This window comes from Microbulbifer sp. THAF38, assembly GCF_009363535.1.
GTDB lineage: Bacteria > Pseudomonadota > Gammaproteobacteria > Pseudomonadales > Cellvibrionaceae > Microbulbifer.
Window position 1 is genome coordinate 1641279 of the sequence record NZ_CP045369.1, and the last position, 25434, is coordinate 1666712.

The 25434-nt window shown below is 47.3% G+C and carries 16 protein-coding genes and 4 tRNA genes; 18 read left to right on the forward strand and 2 right to left on the reverse strand.

Going from position 1 to position 25434, the window contains the following annotated elements; translation table 11 throughout:
• Positions 1 to 127 precede the first annotated feature (127 nt).
• Together FIU95_RS07000 and FIU95_RS07005 are read right to left on the reverse strand one after the other, a co-directional pair.
• A tRNA-Asn gene (locus FIU95_RS07000) sits at positions 128 to 203 on the reverse strand.
• A 45-nt stretch (positions 204 to 248) separates the two neighbouring features.
• Positions 249 to 324: transfer RNA gene (locus FIU95_RS07005), tRNA-Asn, on the reverse strand.
• A gap of 241 nt (positions 325 to 565) precedes the next feature.
• Here FIU95_RS07005 and uvrB point away from each other — a divergent pair.
• The 18 genes from uvrB to FIU95_RS07095 all read left to right on the forward strand — a co-directional run bounded on the left by uvrB (position 566) and on the right by FIU95_RS07095 (position 25154).
• Complete coding sequence (gene uvrB / locus FIU95_RS07010) at positions 566 to 2572, forward strand: excinuclease ABC subunit UvrB (RefSeq protein WP_152452781.1); 2007 nt, start codon at positions 566 to 568, stop codon at positions 2570 to 2572.
• Positions 2573 to 2722: 150 nt separating this feature from the next.
• Positions 2723 to 2799: transfer RNA gene (locus tag FIU95_RS07015), tRNA-Val, on the forward strand.
• 107 nt (positions 2800 to 2906) lie between these two features.
• A complete protein-coding gene (gene thrS, locus FIU95_RS07020) occupies positions 2907 to 4835 on the forward strand; it encodes a threonine--tRNA ligase (protein ID WP_152452783.1) in 1929 nt (642 codons plus the stop codon).
• Positions 4836 to 4862: 27 nt separating this feature from the next.
• Entirely contained in the window at positions 4863 to 5402 is a 540-nt protein-coding gene (gene infC / locus FIU95_RS07025; RefSeq protein WP_152452785.1) for a translation initiation factor IF-3, read from the forward strand.
• 149 nt (positions 5403 to 5551) lie between these two features.
• A complete protein-coding gene (rpmI, locus tag FIU95_RS07030) occupies positions 5552 to 5746 on the forward strand; it encodes a 50S ribosomal protein L35 (protein WP_020413351.1) in 195 nt (64 codons plus the stop codon).
• Positions 5747 to 5781: 35 nt separating this feature from the next.
• A complete protein-coding gene (gene rplT, locus FIU95_RS07035) occupies positions 5782 to 6141 on the forward strand; it encodes a 50S ribosomal protein L20 (RefSeq protein ID WP_020413350.1) in 360 nt (119 codons plus the stop codon).
• Positions 6142 to 6346: 205 nt separating this feature from the next.
• Positions 6347 to 7360 carry a phenylalanine--tRNA ligase subunit alpha gene (gene pheS, locus FIU95_RS07040; protein ID WP_152452787.1) on the forward strand — a complete coding sequence of 338 codons (1014 nt, stop codon included), beginning with the start codon at positions 6347 to 6349 and terminating at the stop codon, positions 7358 to 7360.
• 131 nt (positions 7361 to 7491) lie between these two features.
• The gene (gene pheT, locus FIU95_RS07045) at positions 7492 to 9867 is read left to right on the forward strand and encodes a phenylalanine--tRNA ligase subunit beta (protein ID WP_152452789.1); all 2376 of its coding nucleotides are present in this window, start codon (positions 7492 to 7494) and stop codon (positions 9865 to 9867) included.
• A gap of 130 nt (positions 9868 to 9997) precedes the next feature.
• A complete protein-coding gene (ihfA, locus tag FIU95_RS07050) occupies positions 9998 to 10303 on the forward strand; it encodes an integration host factor subunit alpha (RefSeq protein WP_108733837.1) in 306 nt (101 codons plus the stop codon).
• Complete coding sequence (locus tag FIU95_RS07055; RefSeq protein WP_152452791.1) at positions 10284 to 10652, forward strand: MerR family transcriptional regulator; 369 nt, start codon at positions 10284 to 10286, stop codon at positions 10650 to 10652. The genes ihfA and FIU95_RS07055 overlap by 20 nt, the downstream gene beginning before the upstream one ends.
• A 114-nt stretch (positions 10653 to 10766) precedes the next feature.
• A tRNA-Pro gene (locus FIU95_RS07060) sits at positions 10767 to 10843 on the forward strand.
• A gap of 475 nt (positions 10844 to 11318) precedes the next feature.
• Positions 11319 to 12437 (forward strand): PP2C family serine/threonine-protein phosphatase, encoded by a 1119-nt coding sequence (locus FIU95_RS07065; protein WP_152452793.1) that lies wholly within the window; start codon positions 11319 to 11321, stop codon positions 12435 to 12437.
• 8 nt (positions 12438 to 12445) lie between these two features.
• Positions 12446 to 13501 (forward strand): serine/threonine-protein kinase, encoded by a 1056-nt coding sequence (locus FIU95_RS07070; protein ID WP_253869094.1) that lies wholly within the window; start codon positions 12446 to 12448, stop codon positions 13499 to 13501.
• Entirely contained in the window at positions 13498 to 14565 is a 1068-nt protein-coding gene (locus FIU95_RS07075; RefSeq protein ID WP_152452797.1) for a serine/threonine-protein kinase, read from the forward strand. The genes FIU95_RS07070 and FIU95_RS07075 overlap by 4 nt, the downstream gene beginning before the upstream one ends.
• A gap of 1091 nt (positions 14566 to 15656) precedes the next feature.
• Positions 15657 to 15836 carry a carbon storage regulator CsrA gene (gene csrA, locus FIU95_RS07080; RefSeq protein ID WP_152452799.1) on the forward strand — a complete coding sequence of 60 codons (180 nt, stop codon included), beginning with the start codon at positions 15657 to 15659 and terminating at the stop codon, positions 15834 to 15836.
• A gap of 260 nt (positions 15837 to 16096) precedes the next feature.
• Positions 16097 to 16693, forward strand: a complete 597-nt coding sequence (locus FIU95_RS07085; RefSeq protein WP_152452801.1) for a hypothetical protein — start codon at positions 16097 to 16099, stop codon at positions 16691 to 16693.
• Between the two features lie 430 nt (positions 16694 to 17123).
• Positions 17124 to 17666 (forward strand): hypothetical protein, encoded by a 543-nt coding sequence (locus FIU95_RS07090; protein ID WP_152452803.1) that lies wholly within the window; start codon positions 17124 to 17126, stop codon positions 17664 to 17666.
• A gap of 876 nt (positions 17667 to 18542) precedes the next feature.
• Complete coding sequence (locus FIU95_RS07095; protein ID WP_152452805.1) at positions 18543 to 25154, forward strand: PQQ-binding-like beta-propeller repeat protein; 6612 nt, start codon at positions 18543 to 18545, stop codon at positions 25152 to 25154.
• The last annotated feature ends 280 nt before the right edge of the window (positions 25155 to 25434 follow it).

The window sequence follows — 25434 nt, forward strand, 5'->3', positions numbered from 1 at the left end:
TTATTAAGTCGGGAGCTGAGGGTTCACTTTGCTTCTCGGAGGGGGATAGGGTAAGAATTAAGAATAAGAATATAGAGTAGATAAACAAGAAAAAACCCCGCATAGCATGCTATACGGGGTTTTAATTTGGCTCCGCCTGCTGGGCTCGAACCAGCGACCCAATGATTAACAGTCATTTGCTCTACCAACTGAGCTAAGGCGGAATTTAATCTAACTTATATAGCGCAAATTAAGCTGCGCTGTAAATTTGGCTCCGCCTGCTGGGCTCGAACCAGCGACCCAATGATTAACAGTCATTTGCTCTACCAACTGAGCTAAGGCGGAATATCTTTTCGGCTGTGCCGTTGAGATGGCGCGTATATTATAGAGCACACCTGACTAGGTCAACCCCTTTTTTGATCTTTAACTAATTGATTTGTCAGGAAATTATTTATTTGGCCTGCGAGCAAAACGCCTCAGGCCTGAGCCGGGCGGGGTAGGACGCTATTCTCTTGTATTTGAGGGTGGTATGACGACAGCCTACAATCCGGTGCTGCATGAACGATTGAGTGGTTGAGGGAAGTGTATGGAGTCGCGGCCTTTTAAGGTGGAATCTAAGTATCAGCCAGCCGGGGATCAGCCGCTGGCGATCGAGCAGTTATCCGAAGGTATAGACGATGGTTTGAGTCATCAAACGCTGCTGGGGGTTACGGGTTCGGGTAAAACCTTCACTATGGCGAACATCATCGAGCGCTTACAGCGCCCGGCAATAGTGATGGCGCACAACAAAACGTTGGCGGCTCAGCTCTATGGAGAGTTCAAAGAGTTTTTCCCCAAGAATGCCGTCGAGTACTTCGTTTCCTATTACGACTACTACCAGCCCGAAGCTTATGTGCCCTCCTCAGATACTTTTATTGAGAAAGATGCCTCGGTAAATGAGCACATTGAGCAGATGCGCCTATCTGCTACAAAGGCACTGATTGAGCGGCGTGATGTTGTGGTCGTTGCCACGGTATCGGCTATTTATGGTCTGGGTGATCCCGATAAATACCTAAAAATGGTGTTGCATCTGGATCGCGGCGATCTGGTGGATCAGCGCACAATTTTACGCAGGTTGGCGGAGTTACAATATACGCGCAATGATGCCGACTTCCGCCGTGCAACCTATCGTGTGCGCGGTGATATTATTGATATCTACCCGGCCGACTCCGATTTGGAGGCGGTGCGTCTGTCTCTGTTTGATGAAGAGATTGAAGAGATCACCCTGTTTGACCCCCTTACTGGCGAGCAGCTTAAGAAAGTTCCCAGGGTTACCATCTTCCCCAAGAGTCACTACGTTACCCCGCGCGAGACCATTGTCAGCGCTATCGATGAAATCAAGGATGAATTGCGGGTGCGTCTGGAGCAGTTGCGCGGTAATAACAAGTTGCTGGAGGCGCAAAGACTAGATCAGCGCACTCGATATGATTTGGAAATGATGCAGGAGTTAGGGTACTGCAATGGCGTGGAGAATTATTCCCGCTACCTGTCTGGTCGTGATGCCGGCCAGCCACCGCCCACGCTATTTGACTACTTACCGAATGATGCACTGCTGTTTATCGATGAAAGCCACGTAACCGTGCCGCAAATCGGCGGCATGTACCGTGGCGATAGATCGCGCAAAGAGACCCTGGTTGAGTACGGTTTTCGTCTGCCATCGGCCCTGGATAACCGCCCGCTCAAGTTTGAAGAATGGGAACATTTAGCGCCGCAAACGGTATTTGTTTCGGCGACACCGGGGCCCTATGAGGCCGATCACGCGGGGCAGGTGGTTGAGCAGGTAGTACGGCCCACGGGGCTTGTAGACCCGGAAGTGGAAATACGCCCGGCCCAGACCCAAGTTGATGATGCACTTTCTGAAATTCACCGCTGCGCGGAAGTGGATCAGCGGGTGCTGATTACCGTGCTGACAAAGCGGATGGCAGAGGATCTGACTGAGTATCTGGCGGAGAATGGGGTGCGAGTACGCTACCTCCACTCGGATATTGATACTGTCGAACGGGTGGAGATTATTCGCGATCTTCGCATCGGCGAATTTGACGTGCTAGTTGGTATTAACTTGCTGCGAGAAGGACTGGATATGCCGGAGGTTGCCCTGGTGGCCATCTTCGATGCCGATAAAGAGGGCTTCCTCCGCTCTGACCGCTCACTGATCCAGACGATTGGTCGGGCAGCGCGTAACCTTGAGGGGCGGGCTATTTTGTATGCGGATAAAGTAACCGGCTCTATGGAGCGCGCGCTTGAGGAGACCCGTCGTCGCAGGGAAAAACAGCTTGCCTTCAATAAGGAGCATGGCATCACACCGAAAGGTATTCGCAAAAGCGTCGCCGATATTCTTGAGGGGGCCGTGGCTCCCGGTGTGCCAAAAAGTAAGCGTAAAGTGGCCGAAGGGAAGGGTGCCTACAAGGTTGATGCCAAGCCATTATCCGACAAGCAGCGCTGGGCGCGAATCGCGGAGCTGGAAAATCAGATGTATGAGCACGCCAAAAACCTGGAGTTTGAATCTGCAGCAAAGTTGCGAGATGAGATTTCACGCCTGAAGGAAGTGGAATAATTGGGCTGGGGGCAGTTTTATCGGCCGCCCCCATAGTCGCAATCACTTAAAAAAATTACGGTAAAAGCTCAGTAAGTTGTTGAAAACACTGAAAAGCGGTGCTAAAGTTCGCGCTCTTCGCAGCACTGGGTTCCCCCGCTGCAGAGTTCTAGACCCGTAGCTCAGTTGGTTAGAGCGCTGCCTTGACATGGCAGAGGTCAGCGGTTCAAATCCGCTCGGGTCTACCATCTTCAAAGGGTGGTTACTCCATCCGAATCAATAGTTCCATGAATGGTTTCATGGATAGTTTCATGCGGTCTTTGGTAGGGATCGCCACTGAGAGAAAGGACAAACAATGCTCGTTGTTACTCTCCCCGATGGTTCTCGTCGAGAATTTTCCGCTCCGGTTTCCGTGCATGACGTGGCCGCAGATATCGGTCCTGGCTTGGCCAAGGCTGCACTTGCTGGCGTAGTTGACGGCAAAGAGGTTGATACCAGCTATGTCATCGATCGCGATGTCAATCTGGCCATCATCACCGACCGCCAGCCCGAAGGCCTGGAAGTCATTCGCCACTCCGCCGCACACTTGCTGGCGCAAGCGGTTAAGCAGCTGTACCCGACAGCCCAGGTCACTATTGGCCCGGTTATCGATGATGGCTTCTATTACGATTTTGCCTACGAGCGCCAATTTACGCCGGAAGACCTGGAAAAGATCGAAGAGCGAATGGAAGTGCTGGCCAAGGAAGATATTACGGTCAGCCGCCGGCTAATGCCCCGTAAAGAAGCGGTGCAATACTTCCGCGATATGGGCGAAGAGTACAAAGCCGAGATTATCGACAGTATCCCCAGCGATGAAGATATTTCTCTGTACCGCCAGGGCGACTTTGAAGACCTGTGTCGCGGCCCCCACGTGCCCTCCACTGGCAGGTTGAAGGCCTTCAAGCTGACTAAGGTGGCTGGTGCCTACTGGCGCGGTGACTCCAACAACGAGATGTTGACCCGTGTTTACGGTACTGCCTGGGCCAACAAGAAAGAATTAAAAGCTTACCTGCGTCGTATTGAAGAGGCAGAGAAGCGTGACCACCGCAAGCTGGCCAAGAAGTACGATCTCTTCCATATCCAGGAAGAGGCGCCAGGCATGGTGTTCTGGCACCCGAATGGCTGGACGATTTATAGCACTGTTGAGCAGTACATGCGTCGCCGCCAGCGCGAGTTTGGTTACAAAGAAATCAAAACCCCGCAACTGGTGGATTTCAGCCTGTGGCGCAAGTCCGGCCATGCGGACAAGTTTGCCGATGACATGTTTACGCTCACCAGTGAAGAGCGTCAGTTTGCCATCAAGCCGATGAATTGCCCCTGTCATGTGCAGGTGTTTAATCAAGGTTTGCGTAGCTATCGCGACCTGCCGCTGCGATTGGCGGAGTTTGGTTCCTGTCACCGCAGTGAACCCTCCGGTTCCCTGCATGGTCTGATGCGTGTGCGCGGCTTTGTGCAGGATGATGGCCATATCTTCTGTAGCGAAGACCAGATCCAGTCAGAGGTTTCTGACTTTATGGATCTGCTGCACTCCGTGTACAAAGACTTCGGCTTTAATGATGTTATTTACCGCCTCTCCACTCGCCCGGAGAAGCGTGTGGGTTCCGATGAAAGTTGGGACAAGGCAGAAAAAGCGCTGGCGGATGCGTTGGATGCCGCGGGGCTGCCCTGGGAGGAGCTGCCAGGTGAAGGCGCCTTCTACGGACCCAAGATCGAATTCTCCCTGAAAGACTGCCTCGGCCGTGTATGGCAGTGCGGTACTATTCAGGTGGATTTCTCTATGCCGGGTCGTCTGGATGCGCAATATGTTGCCGAAGATGGCTCGCGTCAGTCACCGGTCATGTTGCACCGTGCAGCCCTGGGTTCCTTCGAACGCTTTATCGGAATTCTGATCGAGCACTATGAAGGCGCGTTCCCTACCTGGCTGGCGCCACAGCAGGTGGCAATCATGAATATCACCGATCGTCAGGCCGATTATTGCCGCGATCTTGAGGCTCGCCTCGGCGTCCTTGAATACCGCGCCAGTGCTGACTTGAGAAACGAGAAGATCGGCTTTAAAATCCGCGAGCACACGCTTCAGCGTGTCCCTTATCTGCTGGTCATTGGCGATAAGGAAGTAGAGAGCCAGACGGTTGCCGTGCGCACCCGCAGCGGTGAGGACCTGGGAAGCATGACTTATGAGTCTTTCCTTGAGATTCTCGAACAGGACGTCAGTCGCCGCGGCCGTTTGTCCGAAGATAATGCATAACAACTTGGCAACTGGGAGACCATAGCTATTAAACGAGACACTAAGGGACGGTCCAAAAAGGCCCGCATAAACGATCAGATTGAAGCGTCAGAAATCCGCCTGATAGGCGCTGATGGCGAACAGGTAGGCATTGTCTCCCTGGATGAAGCGCTGGAAGCTGCACAGAAAGCCAGCTTGGATCTCGTTGAAATTGCCTCGGACTCCACGCCGATAGTCTGTAAGATCATGGACTACGGCAAGCACGTATTCGAGGCCAAGAAAGCCAAGAATGCGGCCAAGAAGAAGCAGAAGCAGCAGCAGATCAAGGAAATGAAATTCCGCCCAGGCACCGATATCGGTGACTACCAGATCAAGCTGCGCAACCTCATCCGCTTCCTTGAAGCGGGTGACAAAGCCAAAGTATCCCTGCGCTTCCGTGGTCGTGAAATGGCTCACCAGGAGCTGGGCATGGAAATGATGCAGCGCATCGAAAAAGACCTGGAAGAGCTGGCTGTTGTAGAGCAAAGACCAAAGATGGAAGGTCGCCAGATGCTGATGGTTCTCGCTCCCAGCAAAAAGAAAAAGTGAGGTTTGGGGAAGCGATTCCCGGGACCTCCTTTGAGAAGTGATTGGGCGACGGCTGCCTCCTCACTCTCACAGTGTCGATAACCCCTGGTTGTCGGCAGTTACTAAAGGTGCCTGTTTTATACAGGCGAATATTCACTTTGGAGTACAAAATGCCGAAAGCAAAGACTCATAGTGGCGCTGCCAAGCGCTTCAAGAAGACGGCTGCGGGCTACAAGCACAAGCACGCTAACAAGAGCCACATCCTCACCAAGATGACCACCAAGCGTAAGCGTCAGCTGCGTGGCACCCAGACTATGAACAAGTCTGATGCCGGTCTGGTCGATCGTATGCTGCGCGCCAAGTAATTGGCCCAAATCGCAAAGGTTTAAGAGGATAAGTTATGGCCCGTGTAAAACGTGGTGTAGAGGCGCGTCGTCGTCACAAGAAGATTCTGAAGCAGGCTAAAGGTTACTACGGTGCGCGTTCTCGCGTATTCCGCGTTGCCAAGCAGGCAGTTATTAAAGCTGGTCAGTACGCATACCGTGACCGTCGCGTTAAGAAGCGTAACTTCCGCGCTCTGTGGATTACCCGTATTAACGCCCAGTCCCGTGCCGAAGGCCTGAGCTACAGCCGCCTGATTGCAGGTCTGAAGAAAGCGGACATCGCACTGGATCGCCGTGTACTGGCTGATCTGGCTGTTTACGATAAAGCCGCTTTTGCTGCCGTAGTTGAAAAAGCTAAGGCAGCCCTGGCAGCGTAAGCTGTCACTTCAGTTGTAAAACTGAATACTTAAAATAGGGAAGGGCTGTAGCGGCCCTTCCCTATTTTTTTATGGGGTTTCCGCTATTTTTACCGGTGGCGGTGCCAGGGGAGCCCCCCGCGGTGCAAGCGCACCGGCCGAAACAAGCACAAAAACTAGGGCCAATAGGCCCCAATCGAAGTTGGATTCAAACGGGAACAGTTCGATGCAAGATTTGCAGTCCCTCACCGAGCAGGCAATGGAGCTGGTGGAGAAGGCCGATGGCCTCGCCGCACTGGATCAGGTGCGTGTTGATTACCTGGGCAAAAAGGGCCAGCTGACGGCACTGCTGAAAGGCCTGGGCAAGCTGTCTGCTGAGGAGCGCCCGGCTGCGGGTGCCAAGATCAATGAAGCCAAGCAGCAGGTGCAGGAAAAAATTAACGCGCGCCGTACAATGCTGGAGCAGGCAGCCATCAATGCCAAGCTGGCTGAAGAGACCATTGATGTCACTCTGCCGGGGCGCGGTGAAGAGCAGGGCAATGCTCACCCCATCACCCGCACCTTAAAGCGCGTGGAAGAATTCTTTGCAGGCATCGGGTTTACTGTTGAGAACGGCCCGGAAGTCGAACAGGACTACTACAACTTCGAAGCCCTGAATATTCCCGCGCACCACCCCGCGCGCGCGATGCACGACACTTTCTACGTGGACCCCACCACGGTACTGAGAACCCACACCTCTTCCGTGCAGATCCGCACCATGGAGAAAAAGTCTCCGCCGCTGCGTATTATCTGCCCGGGTCGAGTATACCGTTGTGACTCCGATGTAACCCACTCGCCCATGTTCCACCAGGTAGAAGGCCTGGTAATCGGCGAGAACATCAGCTTTGCGCATCTGAAAGGCACCATCGACCAATTCCTGCGCGCCTTCTTCGAAGCGGAAGTGCCGGTGCGTTTCCGTCCGTCTTACTTCCCATTCACTGAGCCTTCCGCAGAGGCGGATATCCAGTGCACCGCCTGTGGTGGTGAAGGTTGCCGCGTATGTTCCGGCACCGGCTGGCTGGAAATTCTCGGCTGCGGCATGGTGCACCCGAACGTGTTTGCCGCCTGCGATATCGACAGTGAAAAATACTCCGGCTTTGCCTTCGGTATTGGTATCGAGCGCCTCGCCATGCTGCGTTACGGCGTTAACGATTTGCGCTTGTTCTTCGATAACGATCTGCGCTTCTTGAAACAGTTCTAGCCCAGTGAGAACGCGAATAGCCGAGGCTGTTCGCAGCAGCAATCGAATTGTGGAGGCCCGGGTGGCGAAATAAATATCCCGGGCGAAATGCGCACCAAGTTGCGCTGACGGAATACAGAAAGAGATCAACTATGAAAATCAGCAACTCCTGGTTGCGGGAATGGGTAAACCCGAAACTCACCACACAGGAACTGGCCGATCAAATCACCATGGCCGGCCTGGAAGTGGATGGCATAGAGAAAGTAGCGGGTGATTTTTCCGGAGTGGTTGTCGGTGAGATTGTCGCTTGTGAACAGCACCTGGATGCCGACAAATTGCGTGTCTGTAAAGTGGCCGGCCACCCCGACGGTGAAATGCAAGTAGTGTGTGGTGCCCCTAACGCGCGCGTTGGAATCAAAATTCCTTTTGCTCTGGTAGGCGCCAAGCTGCCGGGCGATTTCAAAATCAAAAAAGCCAAGCTCCGTGGTGTAGAGAGCTTCGGCATGCTCTGCGCACAGACCGAACTGGAGTTGGGCGAAGACAACGACGGTATCTGGGAACTGCCGGAAGACGCTCCCACCGGTACCGATCTGCGCGAATATCTGCAGCTGGACGATGAGACTATCGAAGTGGATCTCACCCCAAACCGTTCTGACTGCCTCGGTGTTGCCGGTATTGCCCGCGAAGTGGGCGTACTGAATCGCTGCGCCGTTCAGGGCCCGGAAGTTGCCCCGGTTCCTCAGCAAATCGACGAGAGCCTGCCGGTATCCCTGCTGGCCGAAGCTGCTTGCCCGCGCTATGTTGGTCGTGTCATTCGCAATATTGATATCAAAGCCGTAACACCCCTGTGGATGCAAGAGCGCTTGCGCCGCAGCGGCCTGCGCAGTATCGATCCGGTAGTAGATGTGACCAACTACGTCCTATTGGAGTTGGGCCAGCCCATGCACGCCTTCGACTTGGAGAAGCTCTCCGGAGGTATCAAAGTGCGTATGGCTGAAGCCGGTGAAGAGCTGACCCTGCTGGATGGCCAGGAAGTGAAACTGCAGGAAGGCACCCTGGTAATTGCCGACGAAGAAAAGCCTCTGGCCATGGCCGGCATCATGGGTGGTCTGGATTCCTCCGTGACCGAAGGCACCCAGCATATCTTCCTGGAGAGTGCCTTCTTCAGCCCGCTAGCGATTGCCGGTAAGGCCCGCTCCTATGGTCTGCACACCGACTCCTCTCACCGCTTTGAACGCGGCGTCGACTACCACCTTCAAGAGAAAGCGGTTGAGCGCGCCACCCAGCTGTTGCTGGACATTGTCGGCGGCGAGCCCGGCCCGGTACATCTGCGCGAGCTGACTGAAACCATGCCCGCCGAGCGCCATATTACCCTGCGCCGCACGCGGGTAGAGCAGGGCTTGGGTATCCAGCTGGCGGATGACGAGATCGTCGATATTCTTACCCGCCTGGGCCTGGAAAAGATTGATCAAAATGCCGAAGGCTGGACCTTCCTCGCCCCCAGCTTCCGTTTCGATATCGCCATCGAAGCCGATCTGCTGGAAGAGCTGGCCCGTGTTTATGGCTACAACCGTATCCCCAGCGAGAGCTTTACCGCCGAACTGGAAATTGCCCCGCGTCCGGAGAGCACTATTGCCCAGGACAGCCTGGAGCAGACACTGCTGAGCCGCGGCTATTACGAAGCGATCACTTTCAGCTTTATCGATAGCGACAGCGCCGCGCTGTTTGACCCGGAAGCCGATCCGGTGGCCCTGCAGAACCCAATCAGCGCCGAGCTGGCGGTGATGCGTACCACCTTATTGCCGGGCCTGTGTAAAGCTTTGCAGTACAACCTCAATCGCCAACAAAACCGCGTGCGCCTGTTTGAAACCGGTCTGCGCTTTGTACCCGGTGCGGAGCTGCACCAGGAACAGATGATCGCTGGTCTCGCCTACGGTAACCGCTTTGCGGAAAACTGGACTGGCAGCAAAGACAGCGTAGATTTCTACGATGTGAAAGCCGACGTGGAAGCCCTGCTGGCTCGCACCGGTGTCGCCGATGAATTCCGCTTTGTTGCCGGTCAACACTCCGCACTGCACCCCGGTCAAACCGCCAAGATTATGCGCGGCGACCGCGAAGTAGGGGTTATCGGTGCCCTGCACCCGCAGCTGCAGAAGAAGCTGGATCTGGCCAAGCCGGCCTTCGTATTCGAGCTCAGCCTGGAAGCGATCGGCCAGGGTAAAGCCCCGGCATTCCGCCCGCTGTCCAAGTTCCCGGAAGTGCGCCGCGACCTGGCCCTGTTGATTGATGCGGACGTTCCCGCCGCCAGCCTGGTGGAGACCGCCACCGAGGCCGCCGGTGAAACCTTGACGGACCTCAAGATATTTGATGTCTACCAGGGCAAAGGTATTGATTTAAATAGAAAAAGTGTCGCTTTGGGCTTGACGTTTCAGCATTCGTCGCGCACCCTTAATGACGAAGAAATCAATGCCGCTGTAGATGCGGTGGTCGGTAAATTAGAAGAAAAATATAACGCTAGCCTGCGCTAACAGAGCATGATGCTCTCGGTGTGCAGACTGAATTGCACCCCGAGAGCGTCTGCTTCCGGGTTGAAAGCCGCCGCGGTTTGGGCCGCTTCCGATCTGGAGTCGACGCCTCTGAATCAATTGGTAGGATCCAATGACAGAGGCACTGACCAAGGCCGGGCTCGCCGAAAAGTTGTACGAGGAGCTGGGCTTTAATAAGCGCGAAGCGAAAGAGATCGTCGAGTATTTCTTCGAGGAAATCCGCAATGCGCTGGAAAGCAACGAGCAGGTCAAGCTCTCGGGCTTTGGCAATTTCGACTTGCGCGACAAAAGCCAGCGTCCCGGTCGCAACCCCAAGACCGGCGAGGAAATCCCCATCTCAGCCCGCAGGGTAGTCACCTTCAAACCAGGGCAAAAACTCAAGACACGAGTAGAGGAACATGCTGGAACCGAGCAATAATGCTCAGCTACCTGCAATCCCCGGTAAGCGCTATTTCACCATTGGTGAAGTGAGCGAGCTGTGTGCCGTGAAGCCCCATGTATTGCGCTACTGGGAGCAGGAATTTCCACAGCTGAAGCCGGTTAAACGCCGCGGCAACCGCCGCTACTACCAGCACCAGGACGTTATTATGGTGCGCCAGATTCGTGCGCTACTCTATGAAGAGGGCTATACCATTGGAGGAGCCCGCCAGCAGATAGAGACCGGCAGCGAAAGGGCAGAAGTGGTACAGCTGCAGCAGGTACTGCCGGAAGTGATTGCGGAACTCAAAGATGTGGTAGCCCTGCTGGACGGGAGAAAGAATTTCTAAAAAAGTACCGATACGGGCTTGCAATCCAGCCCTAGTCCGGTATGATTCACGCCACATCGAGACACGATGCCTTTAAAAATCAATCACTTAGCGAAGTGAGCGATTTTTTAAAATCGGAGCGTAGCGCAGCCTGGTAGCGCACCACACTGGGGGTGTGGTGGTCGTCGGTTCAAATCCGGCCGCTCCGACCATACATATCGTTGCATAGCAACGGCCAAGAAACCCGCTTTTTAGCGGGTTTTTTTTTGGTTGGGATTTAGTTACATATTAAGTCAGATTCCTGAATCCAGAATGACCTAGAGTCACGCTGCCTTGCCAAACAAGCATTGATATAAATTCTTTATTTACACCATCAATTGCCCTCCAAGAGCTGATACTTTTCTCATGGGCCCTTGCCCCTCATTATCAATAGATTGTATGTTTATAGGTGATTTTCTAAATCTACTAATTATTAGTGGGTGCTCAGAAGAGTAGAAAGTGATTAAATGTTATGCTCTTTTTCTATGAATTATTTGAATTAAATAACTCGAAATTTTACCAATTGACCTGTTATTAACGAAGTTCAAGATTTGAAAAATTAAGTGGCTGGGCCTTTAAGTGGCTGCTTAATGTAGAAATCAATGTTAGGCGATTAATGAAATGGATGCTTTAGGTGGGTAGTCTTAAATGAAATCAAGTCACGACTTTGTTTCCCTGCTCGAAACTTGGCTTAAGCGGCGGGCCAAGTCTACTGGAGTTCGGCGAGTTAGTACTTCGAATATAGCGTTATCGACTGATCAAGGGTCGGTTCGAGTTGAAAACCAAGATCGGGCGGTAGTGGCCAGATTTACGAATAAAGATTCTATCAGCAGAATAATTTGTATTGTTGCTGATGGAATGGGTGGCATGGAGTCTGGTTTAGACTGTGCGGCAAAAGCTGTTTCTTCTTTTTTAGGTGGTTGCCTAAAGGGGATAGATACGCCAGTAAAGAAAATGTTGCATGATGCTGTCCTGATGGCGGACAAGTATGTTCATCAAGTGCACGAAGGACGTGGTGGTGCTACTTTATCAGCTATTTGTCTTGTTGAAGCGGGAGAGATACATGCAGTAAATGTAGGCGATAGCCGTATCTATGGAATTCTTGACAAGAATCTTATACAGCTATCAAAGGATGATACATTAGAAGGTCAGTTTGGTAATGATGGAAATCTTTTTCTTGGCAGGAATGAGCTGATTCAGTATGTCGGGATGGGGTGCGGTATTATCCCGAACTCTTTTACTTTTCCTCAGGAATCTGACGGTTGGCTGATTTCAACCGACGGAGTTCATTTTATGGCCTCGAATATACTAGAAAAGATTACCCAAAATAGCTCTGATTCGGGCACAGCAGCATTTAGACTCACGGAAATGTCCCAATGGTTGGGTGGAAATGATAATGCAACCTGTATTGTGCAGCTGTGGCGTGAGAAAAATTGGGATTTTTTTCGAGGAGATGTAGCTGGGCTCTTAGAAGTTTGGGATTCTTTTGGGGACTTGCAGTTATTTATAGGAGATTCAGCAACGAAGGGTGACATGATCTTAGGGGACGATATAAGTTCCTGTAATAGCGCTAAGGCTCCGAGCCACGAAACAAAAGCAAGCCATAAAGATGAAAAACCAGTTATAAATGAGTCAAAAAAAACAAGCAGTAGTTATAAAAAAAATAAGTTACAAGAAGAGGCTTTTGAGGAAGATGATAGGAAGGATATAAGTCAAAAATCTAAGCCTCAGTTGAAAATGAAGTTCGATGAGTCTAAGGACGGATAATTGTGGATATGCCGAATAGATATCAGTTAATTAGCGCTTGCGGAAGTGGTGGATTTGGTTCCGTGAGTATCTATATGGATACGCATTTAGAGCGCCGAGTAGCTATTAAGACGATTCTTTCTGAGGGTGAAAAGAGAAGGCTTGTTGATGAGCTTCAAGGCTTAATGAGTCTGAGATCAAATCATGTCGTTCAAGTGTTTGATGTGATTTATGAAGATGGAAATCTGTCCGGCATTGTTGAAGAGTTTGTTGATGGGGAAGATTTACAGGGTAGTAATTTTCCTCAGGCAGGCAATCCCAATTACTTAAAGTGTTTGTGGCAAATTTCTAAAGGGCTTGCTGATATTCATGCGGCTGGAATAATTCACAGAGATGTAAAGCCTAATAATATGAAAATAGACGATAAAGGTATCGTTAAGGTTTTTGATTTTGGGTTGTCTCGCTCAATCGAGCATGGTGCTCATACTAGAGGTTTTAAGGGCACTTTTGGATTTGCGGCTCCAGAGCTATTTGCAAGTGATCATGTTGAGTTTACACCTGCAGTTGATGTGTACGCATTTGGTGTAACGGCAATATTTTTATTGAATAAAAATTTGCCAAGATCGCTATTGGAGGTTCCTCCTGCTCCGTTGACGGAGGAAGTGGTTAGAGATATTTTTTCCCATCTTGATGATCCCATTCAAGATGTACTTTTGAGGTGTTTAAGTACATTTGCTGAAGTTAGGCCAAGTATGGAGGAAGTGTATAGATTACTTTCCAAGTACCTCCTCCTGGATCGTCATCAGGCTATAGCTACTTATAAGGATAAGTATCATTATTTGAACTCTGGCAATAAATTGATTTCACTTGCTCTGAATAAGATTGGCTCCTTAAAGATTGAATATAACGGATTGGGCTTTTATGTAAAAGATCGAACAGGAGAGGTTTATATTAACAATCGGGAGCCGAATGTTGGTGAAGAAATACCTGGATCGTGTGTTGTTTCTCTAGGTTCAGCTAGTAGGGAATATAATGAAAGAGCTTTCATTACTTTTGATGTCTCAAATCCGGAGGTGGTTTTGTGATTGGACCTCATAGCAGCGGAGATTTGGTCGGGGGTAGGTATGAAATTCAAAAGTATGTTGGTGAAGGAGGCATGCAATTTGTATATCTTGCCAGGGACCTGGTGTTGGGGCGGAATGTTGCGCTAAAAACTCCAAAGAATAATGCGGCGCAGAAACGTTTTCGCAGGAGTGCTGTAGTTTCAGCGCGAGTGAACCATCCAAATGTCGCGAAAACGTTGGATTATTTAGAATTTGATGATCGATCATATTTGGCTGAAGAATTCATTGATGGGAATGACTTATATAATGGTCTTCTTAGAAAATTTTATGAAGTTGACCCCTATTTGGTAGCAAGATTGTTCCATAACCTTAGTAAAGGGTTGTGGGTTTCTCATGATGCTGGTGTCGTTCACAGGGACTTAAAGCCAACAAATATCATGCTTGTTGGTAATGTAAATATAGAAGCAGTAAAAATTACAGACTTTGGTATTGCAAAACTTGCGGATGAAGAATTGACAGAGGCAGCAGTAGGTGGAGAGGATAGCATTACAAACTCTCAGACAGCTGTAGGAGCGCTGCCTTATATGTCCCCTGAGGCGATTTCAGACCCTGAAAGAACCGCGTACCCATCGGATGTTTGGTCACTTGGTGCCATGATATATGAGGTTCTAACAGGAAGTAAGCCATTTGGAACAGGCTTAATGGCAATAACAGAAATTCTATCAGACAAAGTACCACCATTACCCCCTAAATTGCTTGATAAACCTCAATTTGCAGATCTAGTAAAGAGAATCTATACATTGGCAATTCGTTGTATGTCGAGAACTGTAACAGATCGGCCTACAGCAAGAGACTTAGTACGAGAGTGCGAAGAGTTCTGCTACCCCATTGAGCAGCGCTACTTGGGGGTAGTACGTGATGCTAGGTATCGCTGGGGGTTTATTTCAGAGAATGGTACAGATGTTTTTTACCATAATGATAGTATTTATGGGCCAAATATTCGGGATAATGATTCTGTATGTTTTTCGAAGTTCCCTGGAGGAGGTGCTGATAGGGCTCACCCAGTAATGAAAATAAAGAGTTAATATTTATACTGCATCGCCCTTGAGGTGGGTCTAAGTGAGAGGAGTGCTCTCCTCTCCTATGGCTCTTGCTTCCGTCCTGCCACTGACGTCGTTAGTAATTGTTCTAATTATTTATTAGTGAAAGAGAGAAATAACTCGAATTTCCCTCTGGAAGGAAAAACCCTGGAGACCCATCAAATGGCAGAAGTTTGGGATGTCCATAGAGGTCTCCTAGGAAATGGCGCACTTATTCGAGTCTTTGCCTTACTTTCTAACGCCATCTATCAGGCATTGCCTCTGAGATTGGCTTCAACTTAGAAACAACCAGGCAGGATCAATAATATGGAGAGATGACTTGCTCTATGGCAGCTTCACACCAAACTGTCTAATCCAATAACGGTTTCGTACTCTTTTTTCATTAAAAAATGGGACACAGCAATACGCATAAATCAGATGAGATATTTTAATCATCGGTAAATTTAAGTCTGTTCCAGCTCCCCCAGTCAGCTACGGTGTTGAGAAGTTGATTCTTCAATCTTTTCGGAAACACATAGGGAAAATTCCAATATAAATTGAAACTGTCAGTTGTTGGGTGAAATTTTCCCGGTCGGATTTATCAAAAAAATAAGCGCGAAATTGATCTTATTAGATTTTATTAAGCTTGTTTCAATATCAAAGCTGCGTAAAATCGACAAATATTTTTGGTGTTTTGGTAGTAATTGAGTAAGCCAATTAAAAAGGCTCAGAGATTTGAAAGCTTCGAGCATATTCTAAAAGACCCATCCCCTCAAAGGAGAACGGTAGCGTGACGTAAGAGTAAGTAAAAGGCGCTGACCCAAGGTGCTACCAACACCCGGGGCCAGCTAACCAAATTGATAATCTGACTATCAAAATGGCTATACGGATAATACGCTAGAAACCCGCTCGTCTTCAATAAAGTGGAGTACATTCAGCGGCTTGGGGCCGGTTCCCAAGCGCTGGAAGCCTAGCGCCCGCCTTTCCCTCTTCTCTGCCTACCGCCCCCGCGCACCACCCCATATTTCCTCCAAACGCTAAGCCCAAGCTTCCCCACCACGGAAGCGCCCAAACTTAGACCATTGAAGGAAATAAGTATGTTGTTCTTAAAGCGACGGACAGGTGAGCTTCTAAGAATTGGAGCAAGTGTCTCGGTCACAGTGCTAGAGGTTAAAGGTAATCAAGTGAAGATAGGCATAAGTGCACCCAGGTCACTGCCCATCCACCGTGAAGAAATCTATGTGTGGATCCAAAAGCAGCTGAAAGTGAAGGCCTGAAAGCGCTTGAAGCAGCAGCCGGGAGGGATAATCTAGGTAGGCTCAGTGCCTCTCTGGTGTATCGGTATTGAAAAGACTAGGGGAGTTATACCGGCAATCGTCCCTTGTTATTTAGCGGAGTGAACTAGTAGCCAAATTAGGTCCCAGATTACCAGACAAAAATAGCCGATGAACCCAGTAGAAAAAAGTCAAAGAGATCCATCGTGCTACCGCATACGCTTGTTTGAGATATTAGATTTCCACAATGAAAGATTAAGCTAGTGATAGGTGATCCTGAAAGCATTGTAGGAAGTCTATATTTCCTCATCAAATTTGGTGGGCTTGATTTGGAAGGAGTTGTCACTAATTGGACATACAGTGAAGTTAGATTGGCGGCAACTAAGCAAAAAAATTATAAGCAAAAGACACTTAAAGCCAAAATTGATGATTCGTTATGGTTTTGCCGCAGGTACCTCAAGCGTTATAATAAGATCAATGTTCAAAAAATAACATTTTTTATTTTACCCTTTGATGATTCAATAATGGCAGAAAACCAGAACAAGCAAGTATATGAAGATGACTATCTGATTGGTTTTATCTATCAGTCTATGGTTGACAGTATTCCTGAACCTTGGGTTTCTGCACGAATGGATGGCTATGTAGGTATTACTAAGAGTGGCAAGCAAGAAATAGCAGGAATATATTTTTACATGCCTAGCGGTGATAAAGGAGAGGTTCAGTTCTCAGTAACCAATACATTCGGTCCGCTTAATGCTATCTCGTATTTAAGGGAAAACTCTACTGCTCGTGGCGAAGAATGGAAAAATCTGAAGTTAAGGATATTTCCAGATCAAACGCATAAGCTTAGTACATGGTGATTCTTTATAATCAGAACAACACTGTGCGGTTGTGTCGCTCGGGCAGCCTACAGTGCGTTTCGGCTATTCTTGTGCACGTCGTTATAAACTAAAAAAGTTTAACTATTAATGAGATGATTAAAAAACTAATTCTTTTGCCTTCCTTGTTCTTGATGGGCTGCGTATCAAATAGAGAGTGTTTAATTTATGAAGTTGAGCAGGAAACGACCTACCACGAGAAAAAATGTGATGGAATAAGGGCTGCGGGTGGTCCTTGTGTCTTTAACACTTTTGTAAAAGAGCGGCCTGTGCATAGATGTCTAATTTACAAGTAATGTGATCCATTAGAGCAATTTCTAGAAAGCGTTGGTAAAAGATACCACGTGCTCGGGACCTGTAACATGTTGCTCGCGTATGCGATGGCTATTGTAAAAAAGACTAAATGTAATTTATGAAAGTGTTTACGCTGGCAATTTGTCTAGCTTTAATTTCATGTGTATCAACCGAAGTAAAGCAAACTGGAAAAGAGGATACCGTTAATGCCTCTAAAGATATTTTCGAAATTCATTCAATTAGAGCTTTGCCGGATGATATGGGATATCGAGTTTTCATCAAGTACTTTTTAGATAGCTTTGACCCAATTAACAATAAATATGTTTGTTCTTACAAGCAGCTATATGATGGGAAATGGAGTATTGTCAACCAAAATTGGAACTGTAAGATTGAAACCTCAGAAGGATCTATATTCTTTGACTGGAAGCCGGAAACAAAATATAAAAAGCTAAATATTGTTCGTGTGGTCAAAGATGGTTCGTACGTAACGCCACCGTACGAGATCTTAGATGTTGATCCACCCTTTGAAGTTCAGGTTTTATTAATGAGAACTCCAAATAAGGAAGCTTGCTGGAAAACAAGTAATAAAAGTGGGAAACGGTACTGGGGATGCGGTTATGGCCCATTAGCTGAATCCAGCCCGGCTAAAGTGGGGGAATAATCTAATACTTTACCGGCGGTAACGGTTTCCCCGCTGCTCAGCAGTACCCCTGTAGCGCGGCTACCCTCAATCAACACCTCCTTAACTTAAGCTTTTATGCGAATGGTGACTCCGAGATGCTCCGCCTGTTTACACATGGCCTGGGTGATAGCACCCATACCAACCGTTGCATGGCCTTAAGCGCCTTTTTCGCCATTTACCTTATCAAATACATGGTGCAGTAACACATAATCAGAGCCGTATCACAATGCTGAACACCCACCAATTTGAAGCTCTGGGGTGGGAGTCAAACGCTTATACCAATTGGTTGGCAGTCAGAGATTCTGCGTAGAAATAGGAGGCATGCTACTCCTGATAGCCGCTTATCGAGACAGTTGATAGGAGTTTAGGTAAAGAGCCGCACAGCAAGTTAGTAGCTCCTGTTGAATTGGCTGAGTTTAGCGGGGAGGGGAGAAAGCGCTGGCAGTCCTTAACCCGTGCACCCTAGGTTTATTTGGATACAGTTTTAGGCCATTCCAGTTAAATAGCCGTTCAGCTGAAAAGGGACATATTCCGGCGCTCCTCGCCCACCAGAGGCGGGTTGCTCGATTGAGATTGCAGCGTGAATACATTGCTGTATTGAGATGTAATTGGAACTGGGATATCGGGAGCAAAGATCTTGGCTTTTCCTTGTATCCTGTCTTCAACCCGCTGGCGTTCACAGTTCTTCCCGGATTTGGCATCACTACCGCAGAAGAATGCCCTCCGTACACAGCGGGAGACATAGTGATAATTAGGTATCGAATTCTAGGCTGGGTTTTGCAGTTCATTTAATAGCCGTATATGATCGCGCCCATTTCTGTAAAGAACTGCAAAGTGGCGAAAAGGCCCTGATTTATGCAGCTCAAGTACTATCGCACTAAGTATGCAAGCTTGGTGAGTGAAAAGGATTGTGATATGGGATCGCGAACAACGGTATTTAATTTAAAGCTTGTACTGGCAGGTCTCACTGCGGTCTTACTAGGTTGCTCAGGAGGGGGCGGAGGCAGTGACTCTTCACCTGAACCCGAGCCTACACCTGCCCCTACCCCAGCTGTCACATATTCGCTTTCTGGGACCGCCGTTAAGGGGCCACTAAGTTTTGCCACCTATAAGATTCATGAAGTTTCTTTTGAGGCGGAGGACTTAAAGGGGGAAGTTGTCGCGAGAGGCGAAACCACAGAGTTAGGTAAATTCATTGAGGAAGGCTTAGACATTCCAGACAATGGTTACTACCTAATTGAATTTTTGGCTGATGATGTCACGATAGACTTAACGACAGGAATGGCCCCAATCCTTCCTAGCTTATCAACAATTGTTGAAGCTGAGGCGCTCGAGAAATCTAAAGATATCTTTGCAACACCGCTAACAACCATCGTTGTTGATCTGATCCGGCAGAGAAATGTAGTCGATAAACCTGGGTTGAGTGATGCTATAAACTCTCAATCCCTGGTTGTTAAAAGTCAGTTAGGCTTTGACCTACTAGATAAGGTAGACCTTTTTCATACGCCACCAGTGGCCTTTGGGAATGAGGCCGATCTTGATGATATTTTGAGCTACCGTACCGCTTCTGAAGCTACCGCGTCTCTTGTGTGGGCTCTTAAAAACGAGACAGATATAAGCACTTCTGCAGTACTGGAGTTGTTAGTTTTAGATCTAACAGATGGGGTGTTAGATGGCCTTGCCGAAGGTCTTGATACAAATACCACGCAGGCAATACAAGATAATTACGACTTTGTCTCCAGGCTGAACATTGGTGAGCTACTTGTGCCCAACACCTTTGATCCCGAGTCTTCAGACGCTGAAACTCCTCTCAAAGTCGGTGGTTTAGTTAAGCTCCTTATTCATGAAACACGTCAATATGACGGTTCAAGAGAGATCTCAGCCTGGGGGGATAAAGCAAAATACTCCATTATCAAAGCTATCGGAGCCGATTTAGATGGGGATGGTACCCCCAATGAAGTTGACAGCGATATTGACAATGATGGCGTAGAAAACGAGAACGACGCATTCCCTTGGGATAAAACAGAGTCATCAGATCAGGATGGTGACGGCGTTGGTGATAATGCTGACTATTACGATCTTGATGCGTCGTGCTTTCGGATAAATGAAGGTGATGGGGAGACCTGTTTCGCCACACTGACCGATATACTTGCACTGGATGAAGCATTTTCTGATGCGAATGGTGTTATATATCTCGGGTTCTCTGAAAATGGGATTTACGATTTTTACCAGTGGAGTTCAGAGACTCAAAACTTCACTGGAAAACTTGATCTAGTAGTTGAAGATCAAAGTCCCCAGGTTGTACGTTACCATGATGAGCATAAGAGAGTATATCTTGCTTATAGTGACGGCTGGATCCGATATTTTTCAATTGATACACCTGAAAAACTAGTTAACCTCATTCAAATGCCTGTGGGTGCAACCGGACTGGCGGAAGCGGGTCGCTATCTATTGGTTCAAGATGGTCAGGGAGCCTGGAGTTCACATCATGTCTTGTCTAAGGATGGGAGTTTATTAGATAGTAAGGATTGGAATAGGTATTCTCATTATTATGCTTGGAACGATGTAAATAATCGGCTTTATCATTTTAGAGATGGCACGTCACCTAATGATATACATTTTGAGGAAATCTCTCAGTCGAGCGGTGCTATAGGTGCCCAAGGGGAATCTCCCTACCATGGTGATTACACTATCAGAGGTCCGATTCTGCTCGTTAATAGTGGTAACGGAGTGCTGCTTGGTAGTGGTGATTATTACAAAGCCAGTGACTTGAGTTTAATTGGCTCTCCAGTAACTAGTTTTGATTATGGGTTTTCCGATAATAGTACGGTTGTAACCTTATCAGCGTCTTTTACTAATAACAGCTCTTTAGTTGCTTACAACAACAATTTTGAAGCATTTTTTTCTGCTTCCTATACTGGACTTCCTGAGGGCTTAGTACAGTTAGATGAAGCAGCCTTGGTCATTACTTATACTGAGAATCATGGCCGAAAGTATCAGCTGGTTGAACTATTAGATGATATAGATGGCGATGGAGTTCCGAATAGAGAGGATGCATTTCCAAACGATAGCGCTGCATCAGTTGATTCTGACCTCGATGGCGCGCCCGACTCATGGAATGATGAGTATGATCCGTCTGTGGGAGAATCTAGTTTAAGCCTCGATTTATTTCCTCTGGATTCAGCCTGCTACCTTGCAGAGCATGGCATAAATGGTGTTTGTGATATTCAAGGACAAGTCCAGGTCAAAAATGTAGATCAGATTGCTCGAAGAGGAAACGTACTATATTTGCTGGATGGCGATTCCAGTTCAGTCTGGAAGTGGGATACGGCTGCTGGTAAATATCTAAACCCTTTACATTTGGGGCACTTTGAGAGTAACGGTAAGGCGATGTCTATAAATGTCGCCAATCCATCCTCGATATTGGTTGGTTTTGAGAATGGTAAACTTATTGAGTTTAGTGAAAATTTACCTATAAAAAACCAGGAGGTGGCCTCTTTAGAGGGAGGTCTGGAAGCATTAATAAGTGCAGGTGATTTCTATGTGGCAGTTGCTGGAAGTGGTCAAGATAGCATTTATTTGAATTATCATTTGCTTGATAAAAGCTATACGATTAGGGATAGTTACAATTGGGCAAGCAGCTCAAAGGAGCTGCTTTACGTGGAGAAAACCGGCCGGTTTTATCATTATTCTTCTTATGGAGATTTAAATAGCTTTAATATTGATAAGGATAGAAAGGAGTTTTCCGGGTATCAATATTATTACTTCGGAGAGTCTTTAGGTGCATGGCTGTCGCAATCACCGGATGGTAAATTATTTGTGACTGGAGAGGGGAATGTTATCCAGGGGTACCCCGCTAACCCCCTCGTTAGCGCACTTGATTTGAGCTCTTTATCTGAGGATGTGGGTGCGGAGATACAGCTACTGGATTTCACCTGGAGCGAGAGTGTCGCTGTTGGCTTGGTTAAGGTAGATAGGGAATATCTTTTAGCAATTTTCAGTCATGATCTTAGAGAAATTCTATTTAAACAATATCTCGATATCGATACCTATATAGACCTTATTGCTGATGAAAATGGTGTAATACTAATTCATCAATCAATTGGCAATGAGCTGAATATAGTAAATTATCGGTATGAATCTGATGCCGATAACGATGGCTTGCCAATGTGGTGGGAGTTGGCCCATGGTTTGGATGACACTGACAAACTAGATGCCTTGAAGGATTCGGATGCTGATGGCCTAAATAATCTTGAGGAGTTCTTAGCCGGCAGTTCGCCTTTGATGGCAGATACGGATCAGGATGGGTTGTCAGACTTTGACGAGGTTATGACTTATTTTACTGATCCATCTAACAGTGATACAGATGAAGATGGTATGCCGGATGGCTGGGAAGTACTATTTGGACTGAATCCGTTAGATGCTTCCGATGCCGATAGTGATTTGGATAATGATACGTTTTCTAATCTAATCGAGTACCTTTTGGGCTCTGACCCAACTGAGGAATTATCTTTACCCTCTCCAATCGATGAATTCTATTTTTCTTTTGAAAATCAAGAATTGCCGGGGGGCTGGGTCTCACAAGGTAGCCCACAATTTGTCACTCAATCAGCTAGTGATGGGGTTGTTAGCTTATTTACCGAAGGTAGTTGGGGTATTTCTACAACCAATTACTTTTCCCCTGTAGAGTTTTCTCTACAAGCACGATCTACCTGCTATTCCATCTATGATGCTGAATTGGTTATTGAGCTAAATGGTGAGAAATTATTAGGTGTGCCTGTCTCCCAAACATCATGGGAAAAGATATCTGTTCCCATTGCTGAGGGTTATCATACATTAGATGTGAGGATTGAATCCTCAGCTAACGATTGTGGCATTTTGATTGATGAACTGAAGGGGGTTTCTCTTCCTACACTTTTTGAAGTGGGAGCCTCTGGAATTTCTATTTTTGAAAATAAGCTTTACTTACTTGATGTTGATGGTCGTGAAATAAAAAGTTTCGACATCCCTAATCCGAGTGGAAGTGATTTCACATATGCACGAGATGCGGTGATTTTGGATGATGGAAGAGTAGCGATTTTCAATGGGACATTTGAGCCTTATTTAAGTGTATATTCACTAGAGTCAAATCTTTGGGAGCATTATCCAGCGCCTGGTTGGAGTATTATTCATAATTTGAGTTATGGCGGCATAGATGCTGTTGGTGAACAAGTTTTCGTTACCAACCAGTCAACTAGTGGCAGTCCTAGTCAAGGGTATGTGAAGTTTGACTTAGCAAATGGTTCTGTGAACTATGTAGATGCAGACTCATTTATAGATCTGACAGTTGGCGCAGATGGCTATCTCTACGCATTAAGTGGCAGTCAGGTTTCTCAATTCAGTCCGGAGTCAGGAATTCTGCTCTCCAACATATCTATTGAAACTTCCCGGGCAATTGCGGTAGATGAGGCTGGTAATATTTTTTCAGCTACCTGGAATGGTGAGATACATCAGTTTACGGCTGGTGGGGTTTTGCAAAAAACATTATTCGTTGGCCAGAGCTTTAATGATCTAAATCTCCGTAGTAATGGGGAGTTAGTCGCTGTTACAGCATATGACGGACTATATCGTGTCACGGCAGACTTAAGTAGTTTTTCCAAGCTAGATGCGCGGGGTAAATTTGTAGATCTGACGCCAGATTGGGACTCTGACAGTGATGGACTTCCTGATTGGTGGGAGTATGGCTTTGGATTAGATCCGAAGAATGTTGCTGATGCGGGCTCCGATTTGGATGGGGATGGCTTATCTGCGTTGCTGGAGTACACCTTTGGTACTCATGCGGACAACCCTGATACTGATAATGACGGCGTTAACGATGGCGATGAACTGTTGATTTATGGTTCTAATCCTTTTGTTGCGGATACAGATGCTGATGGTTTGTCTGATGCAGCAGAGGTGGAATTAGGTACAAGTTTATTGGCGCAAGATAGTGACAACGATGGGCTTACTGATTTTACAGAGGTGAAGGAACTCGGCTCAAACCCATTACTTGAAGACTCGGATAGTGATGGTATGGGAGATATGTACGAGTTCGAGTATGGTTTGGATTTGTTGGCAGATGATAGCGCGGGTGATATTGATGCTGATGGCCTGACCAATCTGCAAGAATATGCCTTGGGGTCTTCCCCAATAGATATAGACACAGATGGTGATTTCCTTTCGGATTTTGAAGAGTCGAATACCTATGGTACATCTCCAATTATTGCTGATACTGATGGCGACCATATTAGGGATGGATGGGAAGTGCTTTATGCGCTAGACCCCATCAATGCTGACGATGCAGCAAATGATGAAGATTTTGATTCTTTTACAAATGTTGAAGAGTTCTTCTCAGACACCTCACCTATTGATAGCAATAGTTACCCCTTACCTGTGGTATGGGCGACATATCAAGGCGGAGCAACGCATACTGGTTATACACCGCTACAGCTAGATGTAGATAATTTCTCTCACCATTGGTCCGTGACATTACCTAATATGACAAAGTTACACCCGGTAGTGGTGGCTGATGGTAATGTCTTCGCATCTAATGAATCCTATTATGCAGAGCAGAGAATTGTTGCTCTGGATGCAAGCAACGGCAATTTGGTGTGGGAGCGTGCTTATGACGGTATATCTTCTATAAATCCCCCAGCTTATGACAGTGGAAAAGTCATTTTTCAAACTGGTGGTCATGGAGATTCCTTTATACGAGGGCTTGACATAGATGATGGCTCACTATTGTTTGCTACTAAATATGAAAATCAGTGGTCAACTTATATGTCTCCAACTGTATATGATGGAGGGATTTATACTGCGGGGGGGTATTACGGAGGACTTTACTCATTTGATCTGAGTGATGGGTCGGAGTCCTGGTTCGCATCTACAGCGCAGTATCAAGAATTTACCCCAGCTGTAGATGAAGAGTATGTATATGCATTTATTACTGATCTACAAGTTTTTCACCGTGATTCTGGTGAATTGGCCTATAACATTGAATATCCTAATTTTGACTGGAGAGGATACGATGTAAATTTGGCCACAGTTTTGACTAGGTATAATAATGTTGTGGCAATTCAATCGGGCTCTTTAGTTGTATTTGATCTCAATAAACGCAACATTTTGTGGGAGAAAACTTCTGCTGGATTTTCAGGACAGCCAGCTTCTAGTGGTGGAATTATTTACGCCTTGCAGTCTGGCATTTTGAAAGCTATTGATGAAGAAGATGGGAGCGAAGTGTGGGCCTGGGAGGCGCCAACGTTGTTAACTTCAAATATTGTGGTAACCCGAACGCATATTTTTGTTGGAGATTCATCGCATACTTATGCCATTAATATAGGTACTCAGGAGCTGGATTGGAGTTTTGAATCTTCCGGGCACTTAAGTCTTGGTGATGACGGAACCCTGTATATCGCTGGCTCTGAGTTGACTGCTATTTCGCTACAGTAACTGAACCTTTAATTTGATTTAGTTTACTGAGACTACTAATGGCATGGTGGGGCAACCCCCATGCCATTAGTATTTGCTAGTTTGAAGTAGCCTAAGGATTAAAAGACTGGCTGTGCCCTGTCTATTATTGTGGTGCTAATTTTTTATTATCTAGCCATCTGAATAAAAATATGAAGTAAGAGTTTACTTTTCCTATTCTATTTGTCCTAGCTCTAGGATTATGTCAATTGGAGAGATAGCTTAAATTATATCGGTGGTGGTATCTTCAAACTTTCCTCAA

What these genes read in the sequence shown, in the direction of transcription:
- thrS (WP_152452783.1), top strand. Translation starts at nt 2,907, where the DNA reads ATGCTCGTTGTTACTCTCCCCGATGGTTCTCGTCGAGAATTTTCCGCT.
- FIU95_RS07070 (WP_253869094.1), top strand. Translation starts at nt 12,446, where the DNA reads ATGCCGAATAGATATCAGTTAATTAGCGCTTGCGGAAGTGGTGGATTT.
- uvrB (WP_152452781.1), top strand. Translation starts at nt 566, where the DNA reads ATGGAGTCGCGGCCTTTTAAGGTGGAATCTAAGTATCAGCCAGCCGGG.
- FIU95_RS07095 (WP_152452805.1), top strand. Translation starts at nt 18,543, where the DNA reads ATGCAGCTCAAGTACTATCGCACTAAGTATGCAAGCTTGGTGAGTGAA.
- rplT (WP_020413350.1), top strand. Translation starts at nt 5,782, where the DNA reads ATGGCCCGTGTAAAACGTGGTGTAGAGGCGCGTCGTCGTCACAAGAAG.
- pheT (WP_152452789.1), top strand. Translation starts at nt 7,492, where the DNA reads ATGAAAATCAGCAACTCCTGGTTGCGGGAATGGGTAAACCCGAAACTC.
- FIU95_RS07055 (WP_152452791.1), top strand. Translation starts at nt 10,284, where the DNA reads ATGCTGGAACCGAGCAATAATGCTCAGCTACCTGCAATCCCCGGTAAG.
- FIU95_RS07065 (WP_152452793.1), top strand. Translation starts at nt 11,319, where the DNA reads ATGAAATCAAGTCACGACTTTGTTTCCCTGCTCGAAACTTGGCTTAAG.
- pheS (WP_152452787.1), top strand. Translation starts at nt 6,347, where the DNA reads ATGCAAGATTTGCAGTCCCTCACCGAGCAGGCAATGGAGCTGGTGGAG.
- ihfA (WP_108733837.1), top strand. Translation starts at nt 9,998, where the DNA reads ATGACAGAGGCACTGACCAAGGCCGGGCTCGCCGAAAAGTTGTACGAG.
- FIU95_RS07090 (WP_152452803.1), top strand. Translation starts at nt 17,124, where the DNA reads ATGAAAGTGTTTACGCTGGCAATTTGTCTAGCTTTAATTTCATGTGTA.
- csrA (WP_152452799.1), top strand. Translation starts at nt 15,657, where the DNA reads ATGTTGTTCTTAAAGCGACGGACAGGTGAGCTTCTAAGAATTGGAGCA.
- rpmI (WP_020413351.1), top strand. Translation starts at nt 5,552, where the DNA reads ATGCCGAAAGCAAAGACTCATAGTGGCGCTGCCAAGCGCTTCAAGAAG.